At 72.3% G+C, this 20,804-nt stretch carries 17 protein-coding genes; 10 read left to right on the forward strand and 7 right to left on the reverse strand.

Going from position 1 to position 20,804, the window contains the following annotated elements; genetic code table 11:
• Positions 1-173 precede the first annotated feature (173 nt).
• Positions 174-1,451, forward strand: coding sequence for an amidohydrolase family protein (locus AC07GB_RS26520; RefSeq protein ID WP_478849650.1), 1,278 nt, complete (start codon positions 174-176; stop codon positions 1,449-1,451).
• Positions 1,452-1,465: 14 nt separating this feature from the next.
• Here AC07GB_RS26520 and AC07GB_RS26525 read toward each other — a convergent pair whose 3' ends face one another.
• Positions 1,466-2,011, reverse strand: coding sequence for a Uma2 family endonuclease (locus AC07GB_RS26525; protein ID WP_478849597.1), 546 nt, complete (start codon positions 2,009-2,011; stop codon positions 1,466-1,468).
• Positions 2,012-2,214: 203 nt separating this feature from the next.
• On the opposite strand from AC07GB_RS26525, the gene AC07GB_RS26530 reads away from it, so the two are divergent.
• The 8 genes from AC07GB_RS26530 (at position 2,215) to AC07GB_RS26565 (ending at position 10,999) form a co-directional block, all read left to right on the forward strand.
• Positions 2,215-2,856: a pentapeptide repeat-containing protein gene (locus AC07GB_RS26530; protein WP_478849599.1), complete on the forward strand. Its 642-nt coding sequence runs from the start codon at positions 2,215-2,217 to the stop codon at positions 2,854-2,856.
• Positions 2,857-3,007: 151 nt separating this feature from the next.
• Positions 3,008-3,970: an LLM class F420-dependent oxidoreductase gene (locus AC07GB_RS26535; protein ID WP_478849601.1), complete on the forward strand. Its 963-nt coding sequence runs from the start codon at positions 3,008-3,010 to the stop codon at positions 3,968-3,970.
• 11 nt (positions 3,971-3,981) lie between these two features.
• Complete coding sequence (locus AC07GB_RS26540; RefSeq protein WP_478849603.1) at positions 3,982-4,767, forward strand: SDR family NAD(P)-dependent oxidoreductase; 786 nt, start codon at positions 3,982-3,984, stop codon at positions 4,765-4,767.
• Between the two features lie 109 nt (positions 4,768-4,876).
• Positions 4,877-5,995: an LLM class flavin-dependent oxidoreductase gene (locus tag AC07GB_RS26545; protein ID WP_478849652.1), complete on the forward strand. Its 1,119-nt coding sequence runs from the start codon at positions 4,877-4,879 to the stop codon at positions 5,993-5,995.
• Positions 5,996-6,069: 74 nt separating this feature from the next.
• Entirely contained in the window at positions 6,070-7,803 is a 1,734-nt protein-coding gene (locus AC07GB_RS26550; protein WP_478849605.1) for an N-acyl-D-amino-acid deacylase family protein, read from the forward strand.
• Entirely contained in the window at positions 7,800-9,257 is a 1,458-nt protein-coding gene (locus tag AC07GB_RS26555) for an aldehyde dehydrogenase family protein (protein ID WP_478849607.1), read from the forward strand. Before AC07GB_RS26550 ends, AC07GB_RS26555 begins: the two co-directional genes overlap by 4 nt.
• A gap of 84 nt (positions 9,258-9,341) precedes the next feature.
• Entirely contained in the window at positions 9,342-10,001 is a 660-nt protein-coding gene (locus AC07GB_RS26560; protein WP_478849653.1) for an NADPH-dependent F420 reductase, read from the forward strand.
• Between the two features lie 80 nt (positions 10,002-10,081).
• Positions 10,082-10,999, forward strand: coding sequence for a hypothetical protein (locus AC07GB_RS26565; protein WP_478849609.1), 918 nt, complete (start codon positions 10,082-10,084; stop codon positions 10,997-10,999).
• A 52-nt stretch (positions 11,000-11,051) separates the two neighbouring features.
• On the opposite strand, the gene AC07GB_RS26570 is transcribed toward AC07GB_RS26565, so the two are convergent.
• Complete coding sequence (locus tag AC07GB_RS26570) at positions 11,052-12,569, reverse strand: CehA/McbA family metallohydrolase (RefSeq protein ID WP_478849611.1); 1,518 nt, start codon at positions 12,567-12,569, stop codon at positions 11,052-11,054.
• Positions 12,570-12,792: 223 nt separating this feature from the next.
• Between AC07GB_RS26570 and AC07GB_RS26575 the strand changes: the two genes are divergently transcribed.
• Positions 12,793-15,387 (forward strand): bifunctional FO biosynthesis protein CofGH, encoded by a 2,595-nt coding sequence (locus tag AC07GB_RS26575; RefSeq protein WP_478849613.1) that lies wholly within the window; start codon positions 12,793-12,795, stop codon positions 15,385-15,387.
• Between the two features lie 58 nt (positions 15,388-15,445).
• On the opposite strand, the gene AC07GB_RS26580 is transcribed toward AC07GB_RS26575, so the two are convergent.
• The 5 genes from AC07GB_RS26580 to AC07GB_RS26600 form a co-directional block, all read right to left on the reverse strand.
• Positions 15,446-16,909 (reverse strand): FG-GAP and VCBS repeat-containing protein, encoded by a 1,464-nt coding sequence (locus AC07GB_RS26580; protein ID WP_478849615.1) that lies wholly within the window; start codon positions 16,907-16,909, stop codon positions 15,446-15,448.
• A gap of 58 nt (positions 16,910-16,967) precedes the next feature.
• On the reverse strand, positions 16,968-18,392 hold the full coding sequence (locus tag AC07GB_RS26585) for an FG-GAP and VCBS repeat-containing protein (protein ID WP_478849617.1): 1,425 nt from the start codon (positions 18,390-18,392) through the stop codon (positions 16,968-16,970).
• Positions 18,393-18,504: 112 nt separating this feature from the next.
• Entirely contained in the window at positions 18,505-19,131 is a 627-nt protein-coding gene (locus AC07GB_RS26590; protein WP_478849619.1) for a DUF1707 SHOCT-like domain-containing protein, read from the reverse strand.
• Positions 19,132-19,228: 97 nt separating this feature from the next.
• The gene (locus tag AC07GB_RS26595) at positions 19,229-19,843 is read right to left on the reverse strand and encodes a Uma2 family endonuclease (RefSeq protein ID WP_478849621.1); all 615 of its coding nucleotides are present in this window, start codon (positions 19,841-19,843) and stop codon (positions 19,229-19,231) included.
• A 34-nt stretch (positions 19,844-19,877) separates the two neighbouring features.
• Positions 19,878-20,747, reverse strand: a complete 870-nt coding sequence (locus AC07GB_RS26600; RefSeq protein ID WP_478849623.1) for a helix-turn-helix transcriptional regulator — start codon at positions 20,745-20,747, stop codon at positions 19,878-19,880.
• Positions 20,748-20,804: the final 57 nt, after the last annotated feature.

The following is a 20,804-nucleotide window of genomic DNA, read 5'->3' on the forward strand; positions in this document are numbered from 1 at the left end:
GCCTGCTGTGCCCGATACGGGCCTGCCCTGCCCGTACGACGTACTGCGGTGGACAGTTTGCCTTGTCGAGGGCGAATGCGTCAGCCGTGGGAGACGGCTCTCACAGGGTCATCGCACCAGTGACCGGTTTCGGACAACTGACGGATCGTCAGATGCACGCTACCGTGGTCGGCATGGAGACCGTGGAGAGCACTGCGGAGAGCACCCGGGACGCCGCCGTCACCGAGCCCCCGTTCCCCCGGATCATCTCGGTGGACGACCACACGGTGGAGCCCCCGCACGTCTGGCGGGACCGGCTCCCGGAGAAGTACCGCGACCGGGGCCCGCGCATCGTCCGCGCCCCCCTGAGGGAAATGTCCTTCTTGGGCGGCAAGTTCGCCCCGGTGATGGGGGAGAAGGGGGACGAAGGGCCCATCGGCGACTGGTGGGTGTACGAGGACCTGCACCGGCCCCTGACCCGCCTCGACACGGCCGTCGGCTACGCCCGGGACGAGATCAGGCTGGAGGTCATCACGTACGAGCAGATGCGCCCGGGCTCCCACAGCGTCCCGGATCGCCTCGCCGACATGGACGTCAACCACGTCCAGTCCGCCCTGTGCTTCCCCACCTTCCCGCGCTTCTGCGGTCAGACGTTCACCGAGGCCGAGGACCGTGACCTGGGGCTTCACTGCGTTCGCGCGTACAACGACTGGATGGTGGAGGAGTGGTGCGGCCCCGCCGCCCAAGGACGGCTGATACCGCTCACCCTGGTCCCGCTGTGGGACGCGGACCTCGCTGCGGCCGAGGTGCGGCGCAACGCGGCGCGTGGCGTGCGGGCCGTCGCCTTCTCGGAGATACCGCCCCACCTGGGGCTTCCCTCGATCCACACCGACTGCTGGGACCCGTTCCTCGCGGCCTGCGACGAGACCGGCACGGTCGTGGCCATGCACATCGGGTCGTCCAGCAGGATGCCCTCGACGTCGGCCGACGCGCCGCCCGCCGTCGGGTCCACGATCACGTTCGCGAACTGTTGCTTCTCGATGGTCGACTGGCTGATGAGCGGAAAGTTCGAACGCTTCCCGCGCCTGCGCGTCATGTACGCCGAGGGGCAGATCGGCTGGATCCCGTACATCATGGAGCGCGCGGACGTGGTGTGGGAGGAGAACCGCGCCTGGGGCGGTGTCGCCGACAAGGTCCGCAGGCCGCCCTCCGAGCTGTTCGCCGAGCACGTCTACGGCTGCTTCTTCGACGACGCCTTCGGGCTGCGGAACCTCGACGCGATCGGCGTCGAGAACGTCCTGTACGAGACCGACTACCCGCACTCGGACTCCACCTGGCCGAAATCGCGCGAGGTCGGCGAGGCGCAGATGGGCCACCTGGCCCCGGACGTCGTGGAACGCCTCGTCCGTGGCAACGCCATCGACCTCCTCGGCCTCACCCCCGCGGGGCTCTGGCCGGGGCCCGGGGCCTGAGGGGGCCTCTCCTCTCAGTCCTCGACGGGGAGCCCGCTGGTGTCCAGCGTGAACGTGCGGCCGTCGGAGAGCTTGAGGTCGACGGCCGCCCCGTACGGGAACTCGGTCTTCTTGCGGTAACCGGTGGCGCCGGAGCCCTCGTACAGCGTGCACAGCTTCTTGAACGGGTCGAGGATGAGGTACGTCTCGATGCCGAAGCGGCTGTACTTGGCGACCTTGGTGACGTAGTCGTTGTCGTCGGACTCCGTGGACACGATCTCGACGGCGGCGATGACGTCCAGGCAGGTGTACCGCTTGCCGCGAGGCTGCGCGCCCTCGTCCAGAATGGTGATGTCGGGCGCTGACGAGGTTTCGCCGGGGAAATCGATGGCGACGTCGAGGACGAGAGGAACCTGCTCGCCGAGGATGCGCTCGGCCTGGCGGGTCACGTTACGGATCGTGTTCGACTGCACGGGGCTCTGCGGAGTCATGATCACCTTTCCGTCGATGATCTCGACGACGTAGCCCTCGGCGTTGGTCCGCGCTTCCACTTCTCGCCAGAGGCGGTCGAGCACTGTCATCGCCGTCATCCTTCCGTCACCCGCTGACTGGATCTCCCGCGTGCTCCAGACTAGCGGGGCAGCGTGTGCGCACCTCGGGTAATCGTGATCTCACCATGAGTGACATGGGGTGGTCGGCCGGGTTCCAGGCTCCTGGGGTGGGGCGGAGCGGCCGCCCGCCGCAGCCCGGGCGGTTGTCAGTGCCCGGGGGTTCAATCGGGAGCATGGCGATCAAACGTGAGCGGGCCAATGTCGATCCCTTCTCGCACGAGCCGCCCGTGCCGGACGCGGAGCGGGTGGTGCGGGGCGGGGATTGGTACGGAAGGGACCTGTCGGGGGAGGAGTACGAGCGCTTCACGTTCTTCGACACGGACATGACGGAGGCGGTCGCCGAGGGGGCCGTGTTCGACGGCTGCACCTTCGCCGGCGTGAAGTTCAACGCGGCGCGGCTCACCTCGACGGCCTTCACCAACTGCACCTTCAAGCGGTGCGTGTTCTTCGACACCCGGTTCGAGCAGTGCAAGGCGGTGGGCAGCCTCTTCCAGCAGTGCGCGTTCACGGTCTTCGAGGTGCGCGGCGGGGACTGGTCGTTCGTCGCGCTGCCGGGCGCCGATCTGCGCAAGGCCGTGTTCGACGGGGTGCGGATGCGGGAGGCGGACCTCACGGCGGCCCGTCTGGAGGAGGCCGCCGTGACCTGCTGCGACCTGTCGGGCGCGCAGCTGCACAGCGCCCAGCTCATGGGGGCCGACCTGCGCGGCAGCGAGTTGTCGTCGCTCGACCCGCGGACCGTGGCGGTCGGGGGCACGAAGGTCGACCTGGACCAGGCGGGGGTGATCGCCGGGGCGCTCGGCTTCGAGGTGGGCTGAGCCGGAGCGGGCCGGGCCGGGCGCTCGTGACCCTTGTCTGATGATGCGTCAGGTACGACGATGTGGGCCGTCGGCGATGCGGCCCGCCGACGTGCGCGACGGACCGCCCCGCCGGACCGGCGCGCGCATCAGGGCGAGGGATGGAGTTCCTATGGCGCCGGTGCCGGGCACAGCGCGGGTCTTCCCCGCGGACCGTCTCGTCTACGGCATGCAACTGCCCGTGCAGGCCCGCAGCGTGGTCTTCGCCGAGGCGTGGGAGGCGGGCGCGGGCGCGGCGGACCTGGTGGCGGTGGCGCGCGCGGCCGACGAGGCGGGGTTCGCGTACGTGGCGTGCTGCGACCACGTGGCGATCCCGCGGCGACTCGCAGGGGCGATGGGCACGACCTGGTACGACCCCGTGGCCACCCTCGCCCACCTCGCGGCGGTCACCGAGCGCGTCCACCTGCTCAGCCACGTCGCCGTGGTGGCCCTGCGCCACCCGCTGCTCACCGCCAAGCAGTACGCGACCCTCGACCACCTCAGCGGCGGTCGGCTGATCCTGGGTGTAGGGGCGGGCCACGTGCCGGAGGAGTTCGCCGCGCTCGGCGTGGACTTCGGGCGGCGCGGGCCGCTGCTCGACGAGACCGTGGACGCGCTCAGGGCCGCCCTCGGCCCCGAGGAGTACCCCGAACACCACGGCCCCGCCTACGACTTCGCGGACCTCGGGCAGCGCCCGCGGCCCGCCCGGGAGCGGGTGCCGATCTGGGTGGGCGGCTCCTCGCCGGCCGCCGTGCGCCGGGCCGCCACGCGCGGCGACGGCTGGCTGCCGCAGGGCGATCCGCGCGACCGGCTGCCCGCGCGGATCGCGGAGCTGCGGCGGCTGCGCGAGCGGGCCGGGATCACGGAGCCGCTCACGGTCGGCGCCCTCACCGAGCCCCTGTACGTGGGCGAGCCGTCCTGGCCGGTCGGGCGGCGCACCCTGACCGGCGCACCGGAGGCGCTCGCCGACTCGCTGCGCGCGTACGCGGCGATGGGCGTGCACCAGATCCAGGTGCGGTTCCGCAGCCGGAGCCGCAGCGAACTCACCGACCAGATGGCGGCGTTCGGCACACAGGTCGCGCCGCTGCTCGGCTGAAGGGAACCGCGATGGGCAAGCTCGACGGGCGCGTCGTCATCGTCACGGGTGGGGCGCGCGGGCAGGGGGCGCAGGAGGCGCGGCTCTTCGTCGCGGAGGGGGCGAGGGTCGTCATCGGGGACGTCCTGGACGAACAGGGGGAGGATGTCGCCAAGGAGCTGGGGGACGCCGCCCGGTACGTCCACCTGGACGTGGGGAGCGAGCGCGACTGGCGGGCCGCGGTGGAGGCGACGGAGGAGGCCTTCGGCAAGGTCGACGGGCTCGTCAACAACGCGGGCATCCTGCGCTTCAACGAGCTGGTCAACACGCCCCTCGAGGAGTTCCAGCAGGTCGTCCAGGTCAACCAGACCGGCGTGTTCCTCGGCATCAAGTCCGTCGCCCCGCGCATCGGCGACGCGGGCGGCGGCACGATCGTGAACACCGCCTCGTACGCGGGGCTCACGGGCATGGCGTACATCGGGGCGTACAGCGCGACCAAGCACGCCGTCATCGGCCTGACCCGGGTCGCCGCGGTCGAGCTGGCGGGCCGGGGGGTGCGCGTCAACGCCATCTGCCCCGGCGCCGTCGACACCCCCATGAGCAACCCCGCCCACCTCGACCCGGCGGCGGACGCGGAGAGGGCGTCCCGGGGCCTGGACGCGCTGTACCGCAAGCTCGTGCCGCTCGGGCGGGCCGGCCGGGCGGAGGAGGTGGCGCGGCTCGCGCTCTTCCTCACCGCGGAGGAGGACTCGGCGTACATCACCGGTCAGCCGTTCGTGATCGACGGCGGCTGGCTGGCGGGGGTCAATGTGTTCTGACGGGTCGTCAGCCAAGCGCCGTACCGCTCTTGACGCCCCAGATCCCCGGTGGAACAGTCGGAGCACTGAATCTGACGATGCGTCAGAAATGTGGAGGACGGTGACCGCTGTGGAATTCGGGCTCTTCGTACAGGGATACGTCGGCAAGCGGGCGCGGACCGACCCGCTGGCCGAGCACCGGGCGCTGATGGAGGAGACCGAGTACGTCATCGCGGCGGACAAGGCGGGCTTCAAGTACGCGTGGGCCTCCGAGCACCACTTCCTGGAGGAGTACTCGCACCTCTCGGCCAACGACGTCTTCCTCGGCTATCTCGCGCACGCCACCGAGCGCATCCACCTGGGCTCGGGGATCTTCAACCCCCTGGCGCAGGTCAACCACCCGGTGAAGGTCGCCGAGAAGGTGGCCATGCTCGACCACCTCAGCGAGGGACGCTTCGAGTTCGGCAGCGGGCGCGGCGCCGGGTCGCACGAGATCCTCGGCTTCCTGCCGGGCATCACCGACATGAACCACACCAAGGAGATCTGGGAGGAGACGATCGCCGAGTTCCCCAAGATGTGGCTCCAGGAGGAGTACGAGGGGTTCCGCGGCAAGCACTGGTCGCTGCCGCCGCGCAAGGTCTTCCCCAAGCCGTACGGGTCCTCCCACCCGGCCATGTGGTACGCGGCCGGGTCCCCGCCGTCGTACGCGATGGCGGCGAGGAAGGGCCTCGGCGTGCTCGGCTTCAGCGTGCAGAAGGTCTCCGACATGGAGTGGGTCCTTGAGCAGTACAAGACGGCGATCCGGGACGCGGAGCCCGTCGGGGACTTCGTCAACGACAACGTGATGGTGACGTCCACGGCGATCTGCGCGCCGACGCGCGAGGAGGCCGTGCGCACGGCGGTCACCAGCGAGCTGAACTACGTACAGTCCCTGGTCTTCCGCTACCACGACACCTTCCCCCGGCCCGAGGGGATCCCCCGGTGGCCCGAGGTGCTCCCCGCGTACACGGAGGAGATCGTCGAGCTGCTCATCGCCGAGGAGCTGATGATCTGCGGCGACCCGGACGACGTCCTCCGCCAGTGCAAGCGGTGGGAGCAGGCCGGGGCCGACCAGCTGTCCTTCGGGCTTCCCGTCGGGATCTCGGCCGAGGACACGCTGCGGACGATCCGGCTGATCGGAGAGCACGTGATTCCCAAGATCGACACGGATCCCGTGCACCGCACGAGCCGGTTCCGCGCGGGGGCCTAGGCCCCCGGCCCCCTTCTCGCGCTTCGCGCTCGTCCTCAAACGCCGGACGGGCTGGATTCGGAAGGCCTCACGTGATGCTGGACCATCTCATCAAAGGCGCCACCGTCGTGGACGGCACGGGTGCCCCGGCCCGCGTCGCCGACGTCGGCATGAGGGACGGGCGGGTCGCCGTCGTCGCCGCGGGGGTCACCGAGGAGAGCCGTAGCCACGAAGACGCCCGCGGTCTCGTCCTCGCCCCCGGCTTCGTGGACCCGCACACGCACTACGACGCGCAGCTCTTCTGGGACCCGTACGCGACGCCCTCGCTGAACCACGGGGTGACGACCGTCGCGGGCGGCAACTGCGGGTTCACGCTGGCGCCGCTGAATCCCGCGCGGCCCGAGGACGCCGACTACACGCGGCGGATGATGTCCAAGGTCGAGGGCATGTCGCTGGTCGCGCTCGAGGAGGGCGCGCCCTGGTCGTGGCGGTCCTTCGGGGAGTACCTGGACGCCCTTGAGGGGCGCATCGCCGTCAACGCGGGCTTCATGGTGGGGCACTGCGCGCTCAGGCGGTACGTGATGGGGCCCGACGCCGTCGGCGGGCAGCCGTCGGCCGCGCAGCTGGAGCGGATGGTCGCGCTGCTGCGTGAGGCGATGGAGGCGGGCGCCTGGGGCCTGTCCACGACCCAGTCCTCGACGCACTCGGACGGCGACGGCGAGCCGGTGGCGTCCCGGCACGCGCGCCCCGCCGAGCTGCTCGCGCTCGCGCGGGCGGTCGGCGAGCACGAGGGCACCCAGCTGGAGGCGATCGTCGCCGGGTGCCTCGACCGGTTCAGCGACGCCGAGGTCGACCTGCTCGTGGAGCTGAGCGCGGCCGCGGGACGGCCCCTGAACTGGAACGTCCTCACCATCGACGCGGCCGTGCCCGAGCGCGTGCCGCGCCAGCTCGTGCCCAGCGAGCGCGCCCGGAAGGCGGGCGGCCGGATCGTCGCCCTCACGATGCCGATCCTGACCCCGATGAACATGTCCCTCGGCACGTTCTGCGCCCTGAACCTCATCCCGGGGTGGGGGGACGTCCTGGGGCTCCCGATCCCCGAGCGGATCGCGCGGCTGCGGGACCCGGACGTGCGCGCGGCGATGCTGCGGCGCGCCACCGGCGAGGAGGCGGGCGTCTTCCGGCGCCTCACGCACTTCGACCGGTACGTCATCGGAGACACCTACTCCGACGCCAACGCCGGGCTCGCGGGCCGGGTCGTCGGCGACATCGCCGCCGAGCGCGGCCAGGAGCCCTTCGCGTGCCTGGTCGACATCTGCGCCAACGACCGCATGCGGACCGTCCTGTGGCCCATGCCGACCGACAACGACCCCGCATCGTGGGCCCTGCGCGCCGAGACCTGGGAGCACGAGGACGTCCTGCTCGGCGGCTCCGACGCCGGGGCGCACCTGGACCGCATGTGCGGGGCCCCGTACACGACGCGGTTCCTCGGCGACTGTCTGCGCGGCCGCAAGCTGGTCGGCCTGGAGCGGGCGGTGCGGATGCTCACGGACGAACCGGCGCGCCTCTTCGGCCTGCGCGGGCGCGGGCGCGTCGCCGAGGGTTACCACGCCGACCTCGTCCTCTTCGACCCGGAGACCGTCGCCGCGGGCGCCGCGACCCTCGTGCACGACCTGCCCGGGGACAGCCCGCGCCTGGACTCCAAGGCCCTCGGCGTACGGGCCGTGTGGGTCAACGGCGTCGAGGCGATCCGCGACGACGTGGTGACGGGCGCGGTGCCGGGCCGGGTCCTCAGGTCGGGCCGCGACACACGGACGGTGGCCACCAAGTGACCCTCACGGAAAGCCTGTTCATCGGCGGCGACCGGATCGAGCCCGACGGCGGCCACTACGACGTGCTCGACCCGGCGACCGAGGACGTCGTGGGCCGGGCGCCCGAGGCGAGCCCCGCGCAGGCGAGGCAGGCCGCCGCGGCGGCCCGGGAGGCCTTCGGGCCGTGGTCGCGCACGGCCCCCGAGGAGCGCGCGGCCGTCCTTGACCGGGCCGCCGGGATCCTCGAGCGGGACTTCGACGCGCTCGCCGCCCTCGCCCAGGCGGAGACCGGCGCGACGACGGCGACGGCGCGCGGCATGCAGGTCGCGGTCGCCGCCGCCCGCTTCAGGCGGTACGCGAAGGGGGCGCTCGAACCCGTCGAGACGGCCCTGCCGCCGCAGGTCAACGAGGCGGGACCGCTGGGCCGCGCCGCCGCCGTCGGCGCCGTGGCGATCCGCCAGGCGGTCGGGGTCGTCACCTGCGTCACCTCGTACAACAACCCCTGGGCCAACGCGGTGGGCAAGGTCGCCCCTGCCCTGGCGATGGGCAACACCGTCCTCGTCAAGCCGGCCCCCCAGGACCCGCTGTCCGTCTACCGGATGGCCGCGGCCCTGGCCGAGGCGGGGGCGCCGCCCGGCGTGGTGAACGTCGTCAGCGGTACCTCCGCCGCGGTCGGCGAGGCGGCCGTGGCGGCCGCCGACGTCGACATGGTGAGCTTCACCGGCTCCACCGCCGTGGGCCGGCGCATCGGCGAGGTGTGCGGGCGCGGCATGAAGCGGCAGCTCATGGAGCTGGGCGGCAAGGGCGCGGCGGTCGTCTTCGCGGACGCGGACCTGGACGCGGCGGTCGCCGGGATCGGCACCACGTTCTCCTTCTACAGCGGCCAGATCTGCACGGCGCCGACCCGGGTGCTCGTCCAGCGCGAGGTGTACGACCCGCTCCTGGAGAAGCTGACGGCCTACGCGTCGTACCTGAAGGTCGGCGACCCGCGGGCCAAGGGCACGGTCGTGGGCCCGGTCATCTCGGCGGCGCACCGGGACCGCGTCGAGGGTTACGTGGACCTTGCCCGCAAGGAGGGCGCACGCCTGATCACCGGCGGCACGCGACCGCCGGGCCCCGGCTTCTACGTCACCCCGACGCTCCTCGCCGACTGCGCCCCCGGCATGCGCGTGGTCCGCGAGGAGATCTTCGGCCCGGTCGTCGTGGTCGTCCCCTTCGACGGCGACGAGGACACGGCGGTGGACCTCGCCGACGACAGCGACTACGGCCTGCTCTCCTACGTCTGGTCGGCGGACGTGGCCCGCGCCTTCCGCGTCGCGCGGCGGCTGCGTTCGGGCGGCGTCGGCGTGAACACGATCGCCCGCAACATGGAGGCCCCCTTCGGCGGCTTCAAGGCCAGCGGGGTGGGCCGCGACTGCGGCTCGTACGCGCTGGCCGCCTACAGCGAGACGCAGGCGGTGGTCTGGGCCGGATGAGCACGGGCGTACGGGACCGGGGGACTAGGCCCACCGTGGTCCCCACCTGGTCCCGACGACGGATACGAGCCACCCCGGGCCCCAATTAACTTTCACCGCATGAGACTTGGAGTGATCGGAACCGGAAACGTCGGCCGCGCCCTCGCCAAGGCGTGGGCCGCCGCGGGACACGAGGTGGTGCTCGGCTCGCGTGACCCCGGGGCCAGGAAGGAGACCGGCGCGGAGCTTGGCCTTCCGCTCGTCGGGGTGCGGGAGGCGGCGGACGGCGCGGAGGTGGTCGTGAACGCGACGCCCGGCGCGGACTCCGTGGCCCTGCTGCGCGCCGCAGGCGCCGACGTCCTCGACGGCAAGGTGCTCGTCGACATCGCCGTGGGCTACACCATCGAGCCCCACGGCTTCGTCCTCACCCACCCCGATCTGTCCCTCGGCGAGGAGATCCAGCGGGCCTTCCCCGCGGCCCGGGTCGTCAAGACCCTCTCCACGATGGACTCGGTCACCATGGTCGCGCCCGGCGACCTGGCCGGCGACAGCACGGTCTTCCTCTCCGGCGACGACCCCACCGCCAAGGCCGTCACCAGCACCCTCCTCACCGACCTCGGCTGGCCCACCACCACCCACCTGGACCTGGGCGGCATCGAAACGGCCCGCGCCCAGGAACACTTCGCCCACATGTTCGTGGCCCTCATGGGAGCCCTGGAGACCCATGTCTTCAACGTACGGGTGGTGCCGGTGGCCAAGAAGTGAGCTGAGCATGACGCACACGTTCGAGGGAAGGGAGGCATTTTCCGGGGGCAATTGCCGGTCGCGGGCCTAGCGTTTCCCGCATGGTGAGTTCATCACATGAAGCGATGCACCGGATCTTCCAGAAGGAACCCGGCGTCTTCGGCCGTGCGTTCCGCGCGCTCGATCTGCCTTTTCCGGAGCCGATCGCGGTATCCCTGTTACCCAACGACCTGACCGAGACGGCTCCCCTGGAGCGGCGTGTGGACACGCTCCTGCGCTTCGACACGGAGAAGCAGGGGAGCTATCTCGTCGCCGTGGAGGCGCAGGGCCGCAAGGAGTCCGCCAAGCCCGCGAGCTGGGCCTATTACACCTCGTTCCTCCACGCGAAGTACCAGCTCCCGACCGTCCTGCTCGTCACCTGCCAGGACAAGACCACCGCGCTGTGGGCATCGGGCCCCTTCAGCATCGGCCCGGACAACTGGCCCATGCTCACGATCCGCCCCCTCGTCCTCGGCCCGCACAACGTGCCGGTGATCACCGACGTCGAGTCGGCCGCCAAGGACATTCCGCTCGCCACCCTCTCCGCGATCACCCATGGAAAGGACCCGAATGCCAATGCCATACTGAAAGCTCTCGCTTTCGCGCTGAAGGAAATCGACCTCGAAAACGCGGAGATCTTCTCCGAACTCACTGAACAAGGCCTGGCCAACAGCCCCATCGCCCTTGAGACATGGAGGAAGCTCATGACCGTCCCCCTCTCCTTCTTCCGGTCGGAGACGTCGATGAAGCTGCGCGCGGAGGGGCGCGAGGAAGGACGCGAGGAAGGACGCGAGCAGGGCCGTGCGGAGGAGCGGGCTCAGGCGGTGCTTCAGGTGCTTGAGGGGCGGGGCGTGGCTGTTTCGGGGGCGGTGAGGGAGCGTGTCATGGGGTGTAGTGACCTGGACATTCTCCGGCTCTGGTTCGGCCGTGCGCTGACGGTCGAGTCGGCTGAGGAACTGTTCCGGGCAGACGGCGGCTGACGCTCGGCGGGCGGGCGGGGGGTGCTGTGCACGGCCCCCGCCCGCGTGCCGGTCAGCGGCCCAGGAAGATCGGGTTCGTCAGGGCTCGCATGGGGCCCGGGAGGGGTGGGGCGGGGTGGGGTTTGCGTACCTCGGCGCGTACGTAGGCCGCGTATGAGGGGGTGGTGTGCCATTCGGCGGAGCCGGTGCCCGTGTCGGGGAGGGGTGGGGTCGTGTGCAGGACGCCCTGGTCCGTGACGAAGCGGATGACGCAGCCGGGGGCGCCCTTGACGTCCAGGCGTACGGTCACCGGGGTGTCGGCGTCCACGCGGAGGCGTTCGCCGATGCCCGCGTGCCGGCCCTTGCCGCCGCTCGCGGAGAAGGCCAGCTCGACCTCCCTGGCCTCGGCGATGTAGGAGCGGCCCGCGCGTAGGCCCTCCTGGACGGCCTCGCGGGTCAGGTCGTCGGCGAGGACGACGGTCTGCGGGCGGCCCACCGGGTCCGGGTCGCGGTGGGCGTCGCTGTTGCCCATCGCGGGCGTCCAGCGGCGCCCGCCACGCGCCGCCGCCACCAGGGCGTTGTCCCACTCGGAGAGCGCGACCTCGTCCTCGGGCGAGTAGGCGCCGTTCCACACCTCGACCGCGTCCGCCTCACCGAAGCCGAACTTCCAGTTGCAGCCGACGCAGGTGGCGTGCGGATGGGCGGGCACCACGAGGCCACCGGCGCGGCGGACGGCACGGGCGTAGTGGCCGAAGCGGTTGTCGCGGGCACGGTAGCGCCAGTCGACGAAGGTGCCCGGCTCCGTGCCGATCGCCAGGACATGGCCGTTGCGGGTGGTGATCTCCTCGCCGAGGAGGACCAGGAGATCGTCACCGGCCACCTCGGACCAGTGGGCGTGGGCGGAGTGGGTGTTGTGCTCGGAGGTGTTGACGAAGTCCAGGCCCGCCGCCCGGGCGAGCGCCCCGATCTCGGCGGGGGTGCGGCGCCCGTCCGAGTACCAGGTGTGCAGATGGCAGTCGCCCCGGTACCAGGCGCGGCCCCGCCCCCTGGCCCGCTCCGGCGGGTACTTCGGCTTCGGGGTGCGGCCGGGCGCCCCGTAGGTGAGGGTGATGGTCACCTCGTACGGAAGGCCCTGCGGGGCCACGGTGTAGGGACCGAGCGCGATGTGCCAGCGGCCCGCGCGCACCGGGCCCGGGAGGTAGCCGGGGGTCGCGTCGTCGGCGCGTACGAAGAACTCCGTGCGGGCGCCGCCCGACCAGCCCCGGAAGCCCTTGCCGCCGAGGTCCGTGCCGCGTTCGTCGAAGATGCCGATGTCCAGGGCGTTGCCGACGGTGCCCGCGGGGACGGGCGGCTTCTCGTACGTGTAGGCGACGTGGATCTCGCGTACGCCGCGCGGCACGTCCACCGGCAGGTAGACGAAGTCCGGCGCGCCGACGGGCAGCGTGCCCCGGACGGTCTTCGTCTCCTTGCCGGACCGCCGCTCGGCGGCCCCCGCGTCGTCCGCGAAGCTCACGGTTCCGAGCGTAAGGGCGGTGGCCGCCCCCGTCACGAGCAGCGCCCGTCTGTTCAGGTGGCGTTCGTCCTCGCACATGATGGCTCCCGGAGTCGGTGGCGACGGTGGTGACGAGACATGAGTGGTGCGTGCAACTCTGGTATTCAGCCGTGAACTCCCCTGTAAGGGAAGGGAATCGACAGGTTTCCGCCCGGCGGCGGCGCGGGCGCGCCGGAGCCGCGCCGCGCCCGCCCGGGAGAACGCCCCGACCTGGCGGAAGTGTCTGTAGGTGTCACGTGGTGCCGCTCGTATGCTCAAGGGCATGACCAACAGCGCACAGTCCCCCGAGGCCGGACCCCCCACAGCCAACGCCATGCGGCGGGCCCTGAGGCGGGCGCGGGACGGCGTCGCGCTGGACGTCGCGGAGGCCGCCGTGCTTCTCCAGGCGCGCGGCGCCGACCTGGAGGACCTGGCGGCTTCGGCGGCCCGGGTGCGGGACGCGGGCCTGGAGGCGGCGGGCCGCGCCGGGGTCATCACGTACTCGAAGAGCGTGTTCATCCCGCTGACGCGGCTGTGCCGGGACAAGTGTCACTACTGCACGTTCGTCACCGTGCCGGGCAAGCTGCGCAGGGCCGGGCACGGCATGTTCATGTCCCCCGACGAGGTCCTGGACATCGCCCGCAAGGGCGCGGCGCTCGGCTGCAAGGAAGCCCTCATCACCCTCGGCGACAAGCCCGAGGACCGCTGGCCCGAGGCCCGCGAGTGGCTGGACGCGCACGGCTACGACGACACGATCGCCTACGTACGGGCCATATCGATCCGCATCCTGGAGGAGACGGGCCTGCTGCCCCACCTCAACCCCGGGGTGCTGTCGTGGACCGACTTCCAGCGCCTGAAGCCGGTGGCGCCTTCGATGGGCATGATGCTGGAGACGACGGCCGAGCGGCTGTGGTCCGAGCCCGGCGGCCCGCACCACGGCTCGCCCGACAAGGAACCGGCCGTCCGCCTGCGCGTCCTTCAGGACGCGGGCCGCTCATCCGTTCCCTTCACCAGCGGGCTGCTCATCGGCATCGGCGAGACGTACGAGGAGCGCGCCGAGTCCCTCTTCGCGCTGCGCCGCGTGTCCCGCTCGTACCACGGCGTCCAGGAACTGATCATCCAGAACTTCCGCGCCAAGCCGGACACGGCGATGCGCGGCATGCCCGACGCCGAGATCGACGACCTGGTCGCCACGGTCGCCGTCGCCCGGCACATCATGGGCCCCTCCGGCTGCCTCCAGGCCCCGCCGAACCTCGTCGACGGCGAGTACGGCCGCCTCATCCGCGCCGGCGTCGACGACTGGGGCGGGGTGTCGCCGCTCACCATCGACCACGTCAACCCGGAGCAGCCGTGGCCGCAGATCGAGGCGCTCGCCGAGCGGTCGGCGGCCGAGGGCTTCGAGCTGCGCGAGCGCCTGTGCGTCTACCCCGAGTTCGTGCGGCGGGGCGAGCCGTGGCTCGACCCGCGCCTTCGCCCGCACGTGGACGCGCTGGCCTTGGAGTCGGGCCTCGCGAACCCGGACGCCCCGGTCCGCGGCCGGCCCTGGCAGGAGCCCGACGAGGGGTACGTGGCCTCCTCCGGCCGCACCGACCTGCACCGCACCATCGACACGGAAGGCCGCACCGCCGACCGGCGCGACGACTTCGACGAGGTGTACGGCGACTGGGAGGCGCTGCGCGAGCAGGCCGCGCCCGGCATGGTGCCCTCGCGCCTCGACGGCGACGTCCGCTCCGCCCTCGCCACGGCCGCCGACGACCCGACCCGCCTCACCGACGAGGAGGCCCTCGTCCTGCTGCACGCGGACGGGCCCGCCCTCGACGCGCTCTGCTCGGTCGCGGACGAGGTCCGCAAGTCCGTGGCCGGCGACGACGTCACGTACGTCGTCACCCGGAACATCAACTTCACGAACGTCTGCTACACCGGCTGCCGCTTCTGCGCCTTCGCGCAGCGCCGCACCGACGCCGACGCCTACACCCTGTCCCTGTCGCAGGTCGCCGACCGCGCGGCCCAGGCGTGGGACGTCGGCGCGGTGGAGGTCTGCATGCAGGGCGGCATCCACCCCGACCTGCCCGGCACGGCCTACTTCGACATCGCTTCGGCCGTGAAGGAGCGGGTGCCCGGCCTGCACGTGCACGCCTTCTCACCGATGGAGGTCGTCAACGGCGCGACCCGCACCGGCCTTTCGATCCGCGAGTGGCTCCAGCGCGCCAAGGAGTCCGGCCTCGACTCCGTCCCCGGCACGGCCGCCGAGATCCTCGACGACGAGGTCCGCTGGATCCTGACCAAGGGCAAGCTCCCCGCGGCGACGTGGATCGAGGTCATCAAGACCGCCCACGAGGTGGGCCTGCGGTCCTCGTCCACGATGATGTACGGGCATGTGGACCAGCCCCGGCACTGGCTCGGCCACTTCCGCACGCTCGCCGCGATCCAGCAGGAGACGGGCGGCTTCACGGAGTTCGTGACACTGCCCTTCATCCACACGAACGCCCCCGTCTATCTCGCGGGCATCGCCCGGCCCGGCCCCACCACCCGCGACAACCGCGCGGTGACGGCGATGGCGCGGCTCCTGCTGCACCCCCACATCCCCAACATCCAGACCAGTTGGGTGAAGCTCGGCGCCGAGGGGGCCGCGGAGATGCTGCGCTCCGGCGCCAACGACCTGGGCGGCACGCTGATGGAGGAGACCATCTCCCGCATGGCGGGCTCCGGGTACGGCTCGTACCGCTCCGTGAAGGACCTCGTCGCCATCGCCGAGGCCGCGGGCCGCCCCGCCAAGCCCCGCACCACCCTGTACGGGGAGGTCCCCGAGGAACGCGTCCGGGCGGCCGCCGCGTCGGACGGCCACCTGCCGGAACTCCTGCCGGTCCTGGACGCGTAACCCTCCGAGGCCTCGTACGCGCCGTCCTCGCCGCGCGCGCCGGTTGGGCCGGAGGGCGTCAGCGGCCCAGGTTCGCCCCGAAGTAGGCGCGCTCGGTCGCGGCGCCGAGGGCGTTCGGGCCGAAGGACGTGCTGCCGGAGGCCGTCAGGCCGGACTTCGTGCCCTTGAGGACCCAGGCCGCGCCCACGTCCTGCACGGTGGTGTCCTCCAGGGGCGCGGTGACGGTCAGGTCGGCCTTCTTGTCACCGTCGGCGTCGGAGAGCAGGACGCGGGCGCCGAAGGCGTCACCCGTCTCGGATACGCCGGGCACCGCGGCCGTGGACTGGGTGAAGGCCTGCGCCCCCGTGCCGCTGAGGCCGCTCTTGGCGCCCTTCAGGAGGACGACGCTGCCCGCGTCGTAAGCCTCCGCGGCACCCGCCTTGACGTCCTCGCCGGGGACGCCCACCGCGATGTCCGCGTAGCCGTCGCCGTTGACGTCGGCCGCGGCGAGGTCGGAGCCGAACTGGTCACCGCGGTGGTACTCGCCGTCCGCGCCGGGGACGGGGCCGCCCCGCTCGCCCGCACCGGGCACGCCCGGGCTGTCCTGGGTGATCTTCTTGGTACGGGTGGCGGCGGGCCCGTTCTTGCTGCCGTAGTCGACGCGGACGGTGCCCGCGTCGTCGGACTGCACCTCGCCGTCGCCGCTGACCGCGCGGGTCACGAAGTCGCCGTAGCCGTCGCCGTCCACGTCCGCGACGACGCCTCCACGGGAAGGCTTGAGGGCCTTCGACGAGGTGCCGCTGAGGCCGTTCCTCGTCCCCTTCCAGAAGCGGCTGGCGAACGGCCCGTCCTCGTCGCCGTCGCTGGTGACTAGGTCGTCTACGCCGTCGCCGTTCAGGTCCCCGGCCACCAGATCCAGGAGCCCCGGCTCCGTCGGGACGCGCACGGCCTTCTTCCTGGCCGGCTTGCCCTGGGCCGTGAACGGGCCGTAGGAGACGGTCAGGGTCGCCTGGTCGTCGTCGTGCGCCGGGTAGACCTCGCTCACCAGGTCGCGGTTCCCGTCGCCGTCGAAGTCCCCGGCCGTGATGTTGCCGTAGGCCCCGTTGGGGACTTCGCCGGAGGCCCCGGTCAGACCCGCGGCGGAGCCCCGCAGGAGGACCGCCTTGGTCATGGGGTGCCCGCCGACGACGAGGTCGGTGTAGCCGTCCTTGTCGAAGTCGCCGACGACCAGTTCGCCGCCGAACTGGTCGTCCTCACGGGCGTCACCGGGGACGCCCGGCGTGGTGCGGTCGATGATGCGCGGGTGCGCGCGGTCGGGCCCGTTCTTGGACCCGTACACGACGGCGACGTATCCGGCGCCCTTCTTGTCCCCGGCCGAGCCGTACGCGGCGCCGAACGCGAGGTCGGCGTACCCGTCCTTGTTGAAGTCCGTCACCGGCGCCTTGGGGGGCCTGGGCGCCGCGGACGCGGTGCCCGTCGCGGTGAGTACGAGCGGTGCGGCGACCGCGGCCGCCGCGACGGCTGCGATGAGGGAGCGGCGCACTGTTTCTCCTGGGGTGTGTGTCGTGTGCGTGCGGTTTTCGTTGTGGTGCGTACGGGCCCTAGCGCGCGAGGCGCTCGCCCAGGCGGGCGTCCTTCTCCGGGGCGCCGAGCGCGGCCGGGCCGAAGGACGTGATCCCGGCCGTCGTCACGCCGGTGGCGGCGCCCTTGAACACCCAGGCGGCGCCGGAGTCCTGGTACGTGCCGTCCTCCCAGGGCGCGGTGACGGTCAGGTCGGCCTTCTTGTCGCCGTTGAGGTCCGACAGCAGGATGCCGGCGCCGAACTTGTCGCCCTTCTCGGAGGCGCCGGGCACGGCGGCCGTGGACTGGGTGAAGGCCTGCGCGCCCGTGCCGCTGAGGCCGCTCTTGGCGCCCTTGAGGATTACTGTGCTGCCACTGTCCAGAACGTTCTTTCCAGTCGAGGTGGTGACATCCTCGCCGGGGATGCCGACGGCGATGTCGGCGTAGCCGTCGCCGTTGACGTCGCCCGCGCTGATCGAGGCGCCGAACTGGTCGCCGTCCTCACCCACGCCCGGGACGCCCGGGCTGTCCTGGGTGATCTTCACGGTGCGGGTGGCGGCGGGCCCGTTCTTGCTGCCGTAGTCGACGCGGACGGTGCCCTTGTCACGCTCGTTGTCGTCGTCGAAGGGGCCGTTGTCGCGGGTGACGAAGTCGCCGTAGCCGTCGCCGTCCACGTCCGCGACGGCGCCGCCCACGGAGGCCTTGAGATCCTTGGACGTGTGGCCGAGGCCGGACGCGCCGCCCTTCCAGAAGCGGCTGACGAACGCCCGGTCCTCAAAGCTGTGGCTGGTGACGAGGTCGTCGACGCCGTCGCCGTCCATGTCGCCCGCGACGAACCCGTCCAGGTCGGGAAACCATTCGAACCCGATGTCGTCCTTCCTGGCCGCCTCGCCGCCGCGCGTGAACGGCCCGTACGAGACGGTCATGCCGGGGGGGCCGCTCTCGGGCGTGGCCTTTTCATCATGCGTCACCAGGTCGCGGTGCCCGTCGCCGTCGAAGTCGCCGACGGCCAGGGAGCCGACCGCGCCCGGCAGTCGGGCGGCCGCGTCCGTGAGCCCGGCGGCGGAGCCCCACAGCACCACGGTGCCGCCCGTGCCGGCGCCGACGACCAGGTCGGTGTAGCCGTCCCCGTCGAGGTCGGCGGCGGTCAGCTCGCGGCCGAAGGCCCCGTACTTGCTGACGCCCCCGGGCACCCCCGCGCTGGACCGGTCGACGACCTTCCGGCGTGCCTGGTCGGCGCCGCCCTTCGACCCGTACACCACGGCCACGTACCCGGCTTCCTGCTTCCCGCCGACCGTCGCGTGCGCCGCTCCGAGCGCCAGGTCGGCGTACCCGTCCTTGTTGAAGTCGACGGCCGGGGCCTTGGCCGCCTTCGTCCCGGGAGCGGCGGACGCGGTGCCGGCGCCCGTTGCCAGCGGCGCGGCGAGGGTGGCGGCCGCGATGGCGACGACAAGGGAGCGACGCACTGTTCCTCCTGTGGCTGAGGTGGCCCTTTTGATCAAGGACCGACAGAGAGGAGACAGCCGAGGTGGCGCGAGGGTTGCACGACTCTGAACGAGGAGAAGCGGAAGCCCCGGCTCAGGTGGTGGCGGCGCGGCGGCGCCAGGGCGGGCGGCGGGGCGGGCGGGCCACGATGTCGCCGCCGGTCGACGTGCCGGACAGCAGGACGCGCAGGCGTATCGGGGTCTCCGGGCCCGGGACCGGGGGCAGTTTGACCTCGCCCCGGCTCTTGGTGATCCCGTCCGCGTCGACGAGGACGCCCGGCGGCGTGATCAGCGTCAGATTCCCGCCGATCCGCAGGTCCACCGCGATGTCCAGGGTGCTGTGCGTGAGCACGGCCTCGGTGAAGTCCAGCTTCAGGTCCGTGAACATCAGCCGCACCTCCATCCGGCGCGGCACCTGCCATCGGCCCGTGCGCCTGCCCTCCCCGAAGCGCTGGTCGATCCGGATCACGTCACGCGGCTGCGGCGGCAGGCCTTCCCACGGCAGGTCCGCCGTCAGATCGCGGAGGTCGCCGACGGTCCTGGCCGCGAGCGCCGCCTCCACGCGCTCGTCCAGCTCGGCGGCCGTCAGCCGGCCGTCACCCGCCGCCACCCGGAGGATCTCCACCGCCTGGTCCCGCTCCCGGTGCGACACCCGCAGCTCGGACGCCGCCACGCGGCGGGGCGCGACACCGTCCACGGCCCCGGTGCTTGTATCTGCCATGCGTCCAGTGTGCTCGCGCGCCGCCCGCCCGAGCAACGGCCGGACCCGAAGATCAGGGAACACCCTGACGGATCTCAGGGTCCGGCGCCCCAGGCCATCAGGTCCGCTCGGCGCGGCGGCGGGGAAAGCCCACCGTGTCGACCACCCACTGGCCCATCCGCACCTTGTCCCCGAACACATGCCGCGCGTGGTCGCGGTACTGGGGCTGCCCGCCGATGGTGCCCGGGGCGCTGTGCACGCTGACCGTGCCGTCGCGCGGATCCACGATCACATAGCAGGGCACGCCCATGCGCGGGTAGTCCCGCAGCTTCTTGATGTAGTCGTTCTCGGGGCTGGATTTGGAGACGACCTCGACGGCGAGGTCCACGTCCGGGGCGAACGCGGGCGCGTCGTCGTCCGAGGCCTCGTAGGCGTCCTGGGACATCACGACCAGGTCGGCGGTCCGGTAGAAGCCGAGCCCAGGATGCTCGATCTTGGTTTCCGCCATGGTCACGGCGTTCTCGTCCTGGTCCTCGATCTGCCTGATGAGCAGGCTGACGATGCGGCCGTGCCGTTTGGTCGGACTCATCATGACGATGTCGATCCTGTTGGCCGTGATCTCGGCTCGCACGCGCTCGCCGCGCCGTTCCGCCGCGTCGGCGAAGTCGTCGGCCAGGTCGCGCAGCTGGTAATAGGCCCCCTGAGGCGTCGGCTCGACGGGCTGAGCGCTCACCTCGTACCTCCGTCCGGCCGGACAGGTCCTTACGTCACCCTGCGAGCAGCGTACCGCGAGGGCACGACGGGGCCGTGGCGGACGGTGTCTGGACCAGGATGGCCGAGCCCCGCGGCTCCGGTGCCAGGAGCAGGGTCATCTCGTACGGGCGCGTGCCGCCGTCGGGGGTGGTGAGGGTCGCGGTGCGGGGCGTGAAGTCGGCGACCGAGCGGCAGGCCCACCAGGCGTCGAGTTCGGGGCGCTCGGCGCGCAGCAGGGCGGTCACCTCGTGGCTGCGGGACGGCGCGGGCTCGCGGTCCGCGCGGGTGCGGAAGTGGCGGTACAGGTCCACGGCCAGCGGCTGCCAGGCGGGCAGGACGTGCTGGTGGCCGGGGTCGGTGGCCAGGAGCAGCAGCAGGTTGCGGCGGTCGGCGGGGACGCGGGCGGGGTCGGGCCAGAGCGCCGCGTACGGCTCGTTCCAGGCGCGCAGGTCCAGGGCCGGGTCGAGGAGCGCCGCCGGGGTGGGCCAACTGTTGAGCATGGGCCGGTAGTCGGGCACCGCGGCGGGGGCCGCGTCGAAGGGGGCGTAGCCCGCCAGGGTGAGGGCGTGGCGGTGCGCCGCGGCGTCCAGGCGCAGGGTCCGCGCCACCGCGTCCAGGACCTGCCGCGAGGTGTCGACGCGGCCCTGCTCCAGCCAGGTGTACCAGGCCACCGACACGCCGGACAGCGTCGCGACCTCCTCCCGGCGCAGCCCGGACGTGCGACGCCGGGCGGTGACCGGGAGCCCCACGTCGGCCGGGGCCACGCGCTCGCGATGAGCGCGCAGGAAGCCGCCCAACTCACGGCGGAGCAGAGCCGGGTCCGTCACCCCGGTCGTCGCCGGGCCCTGCGCCGGGGCCGCCGGGCTCGACACGCCCTCCGCCATCCTGTTACCTCCACTCACCCCATCAACACCCCCCTGGCTGCCCCCCATTCCCGCCGC

The organism is Streptomyces sp. NPDC045778 (assembly GCF_056431945.1).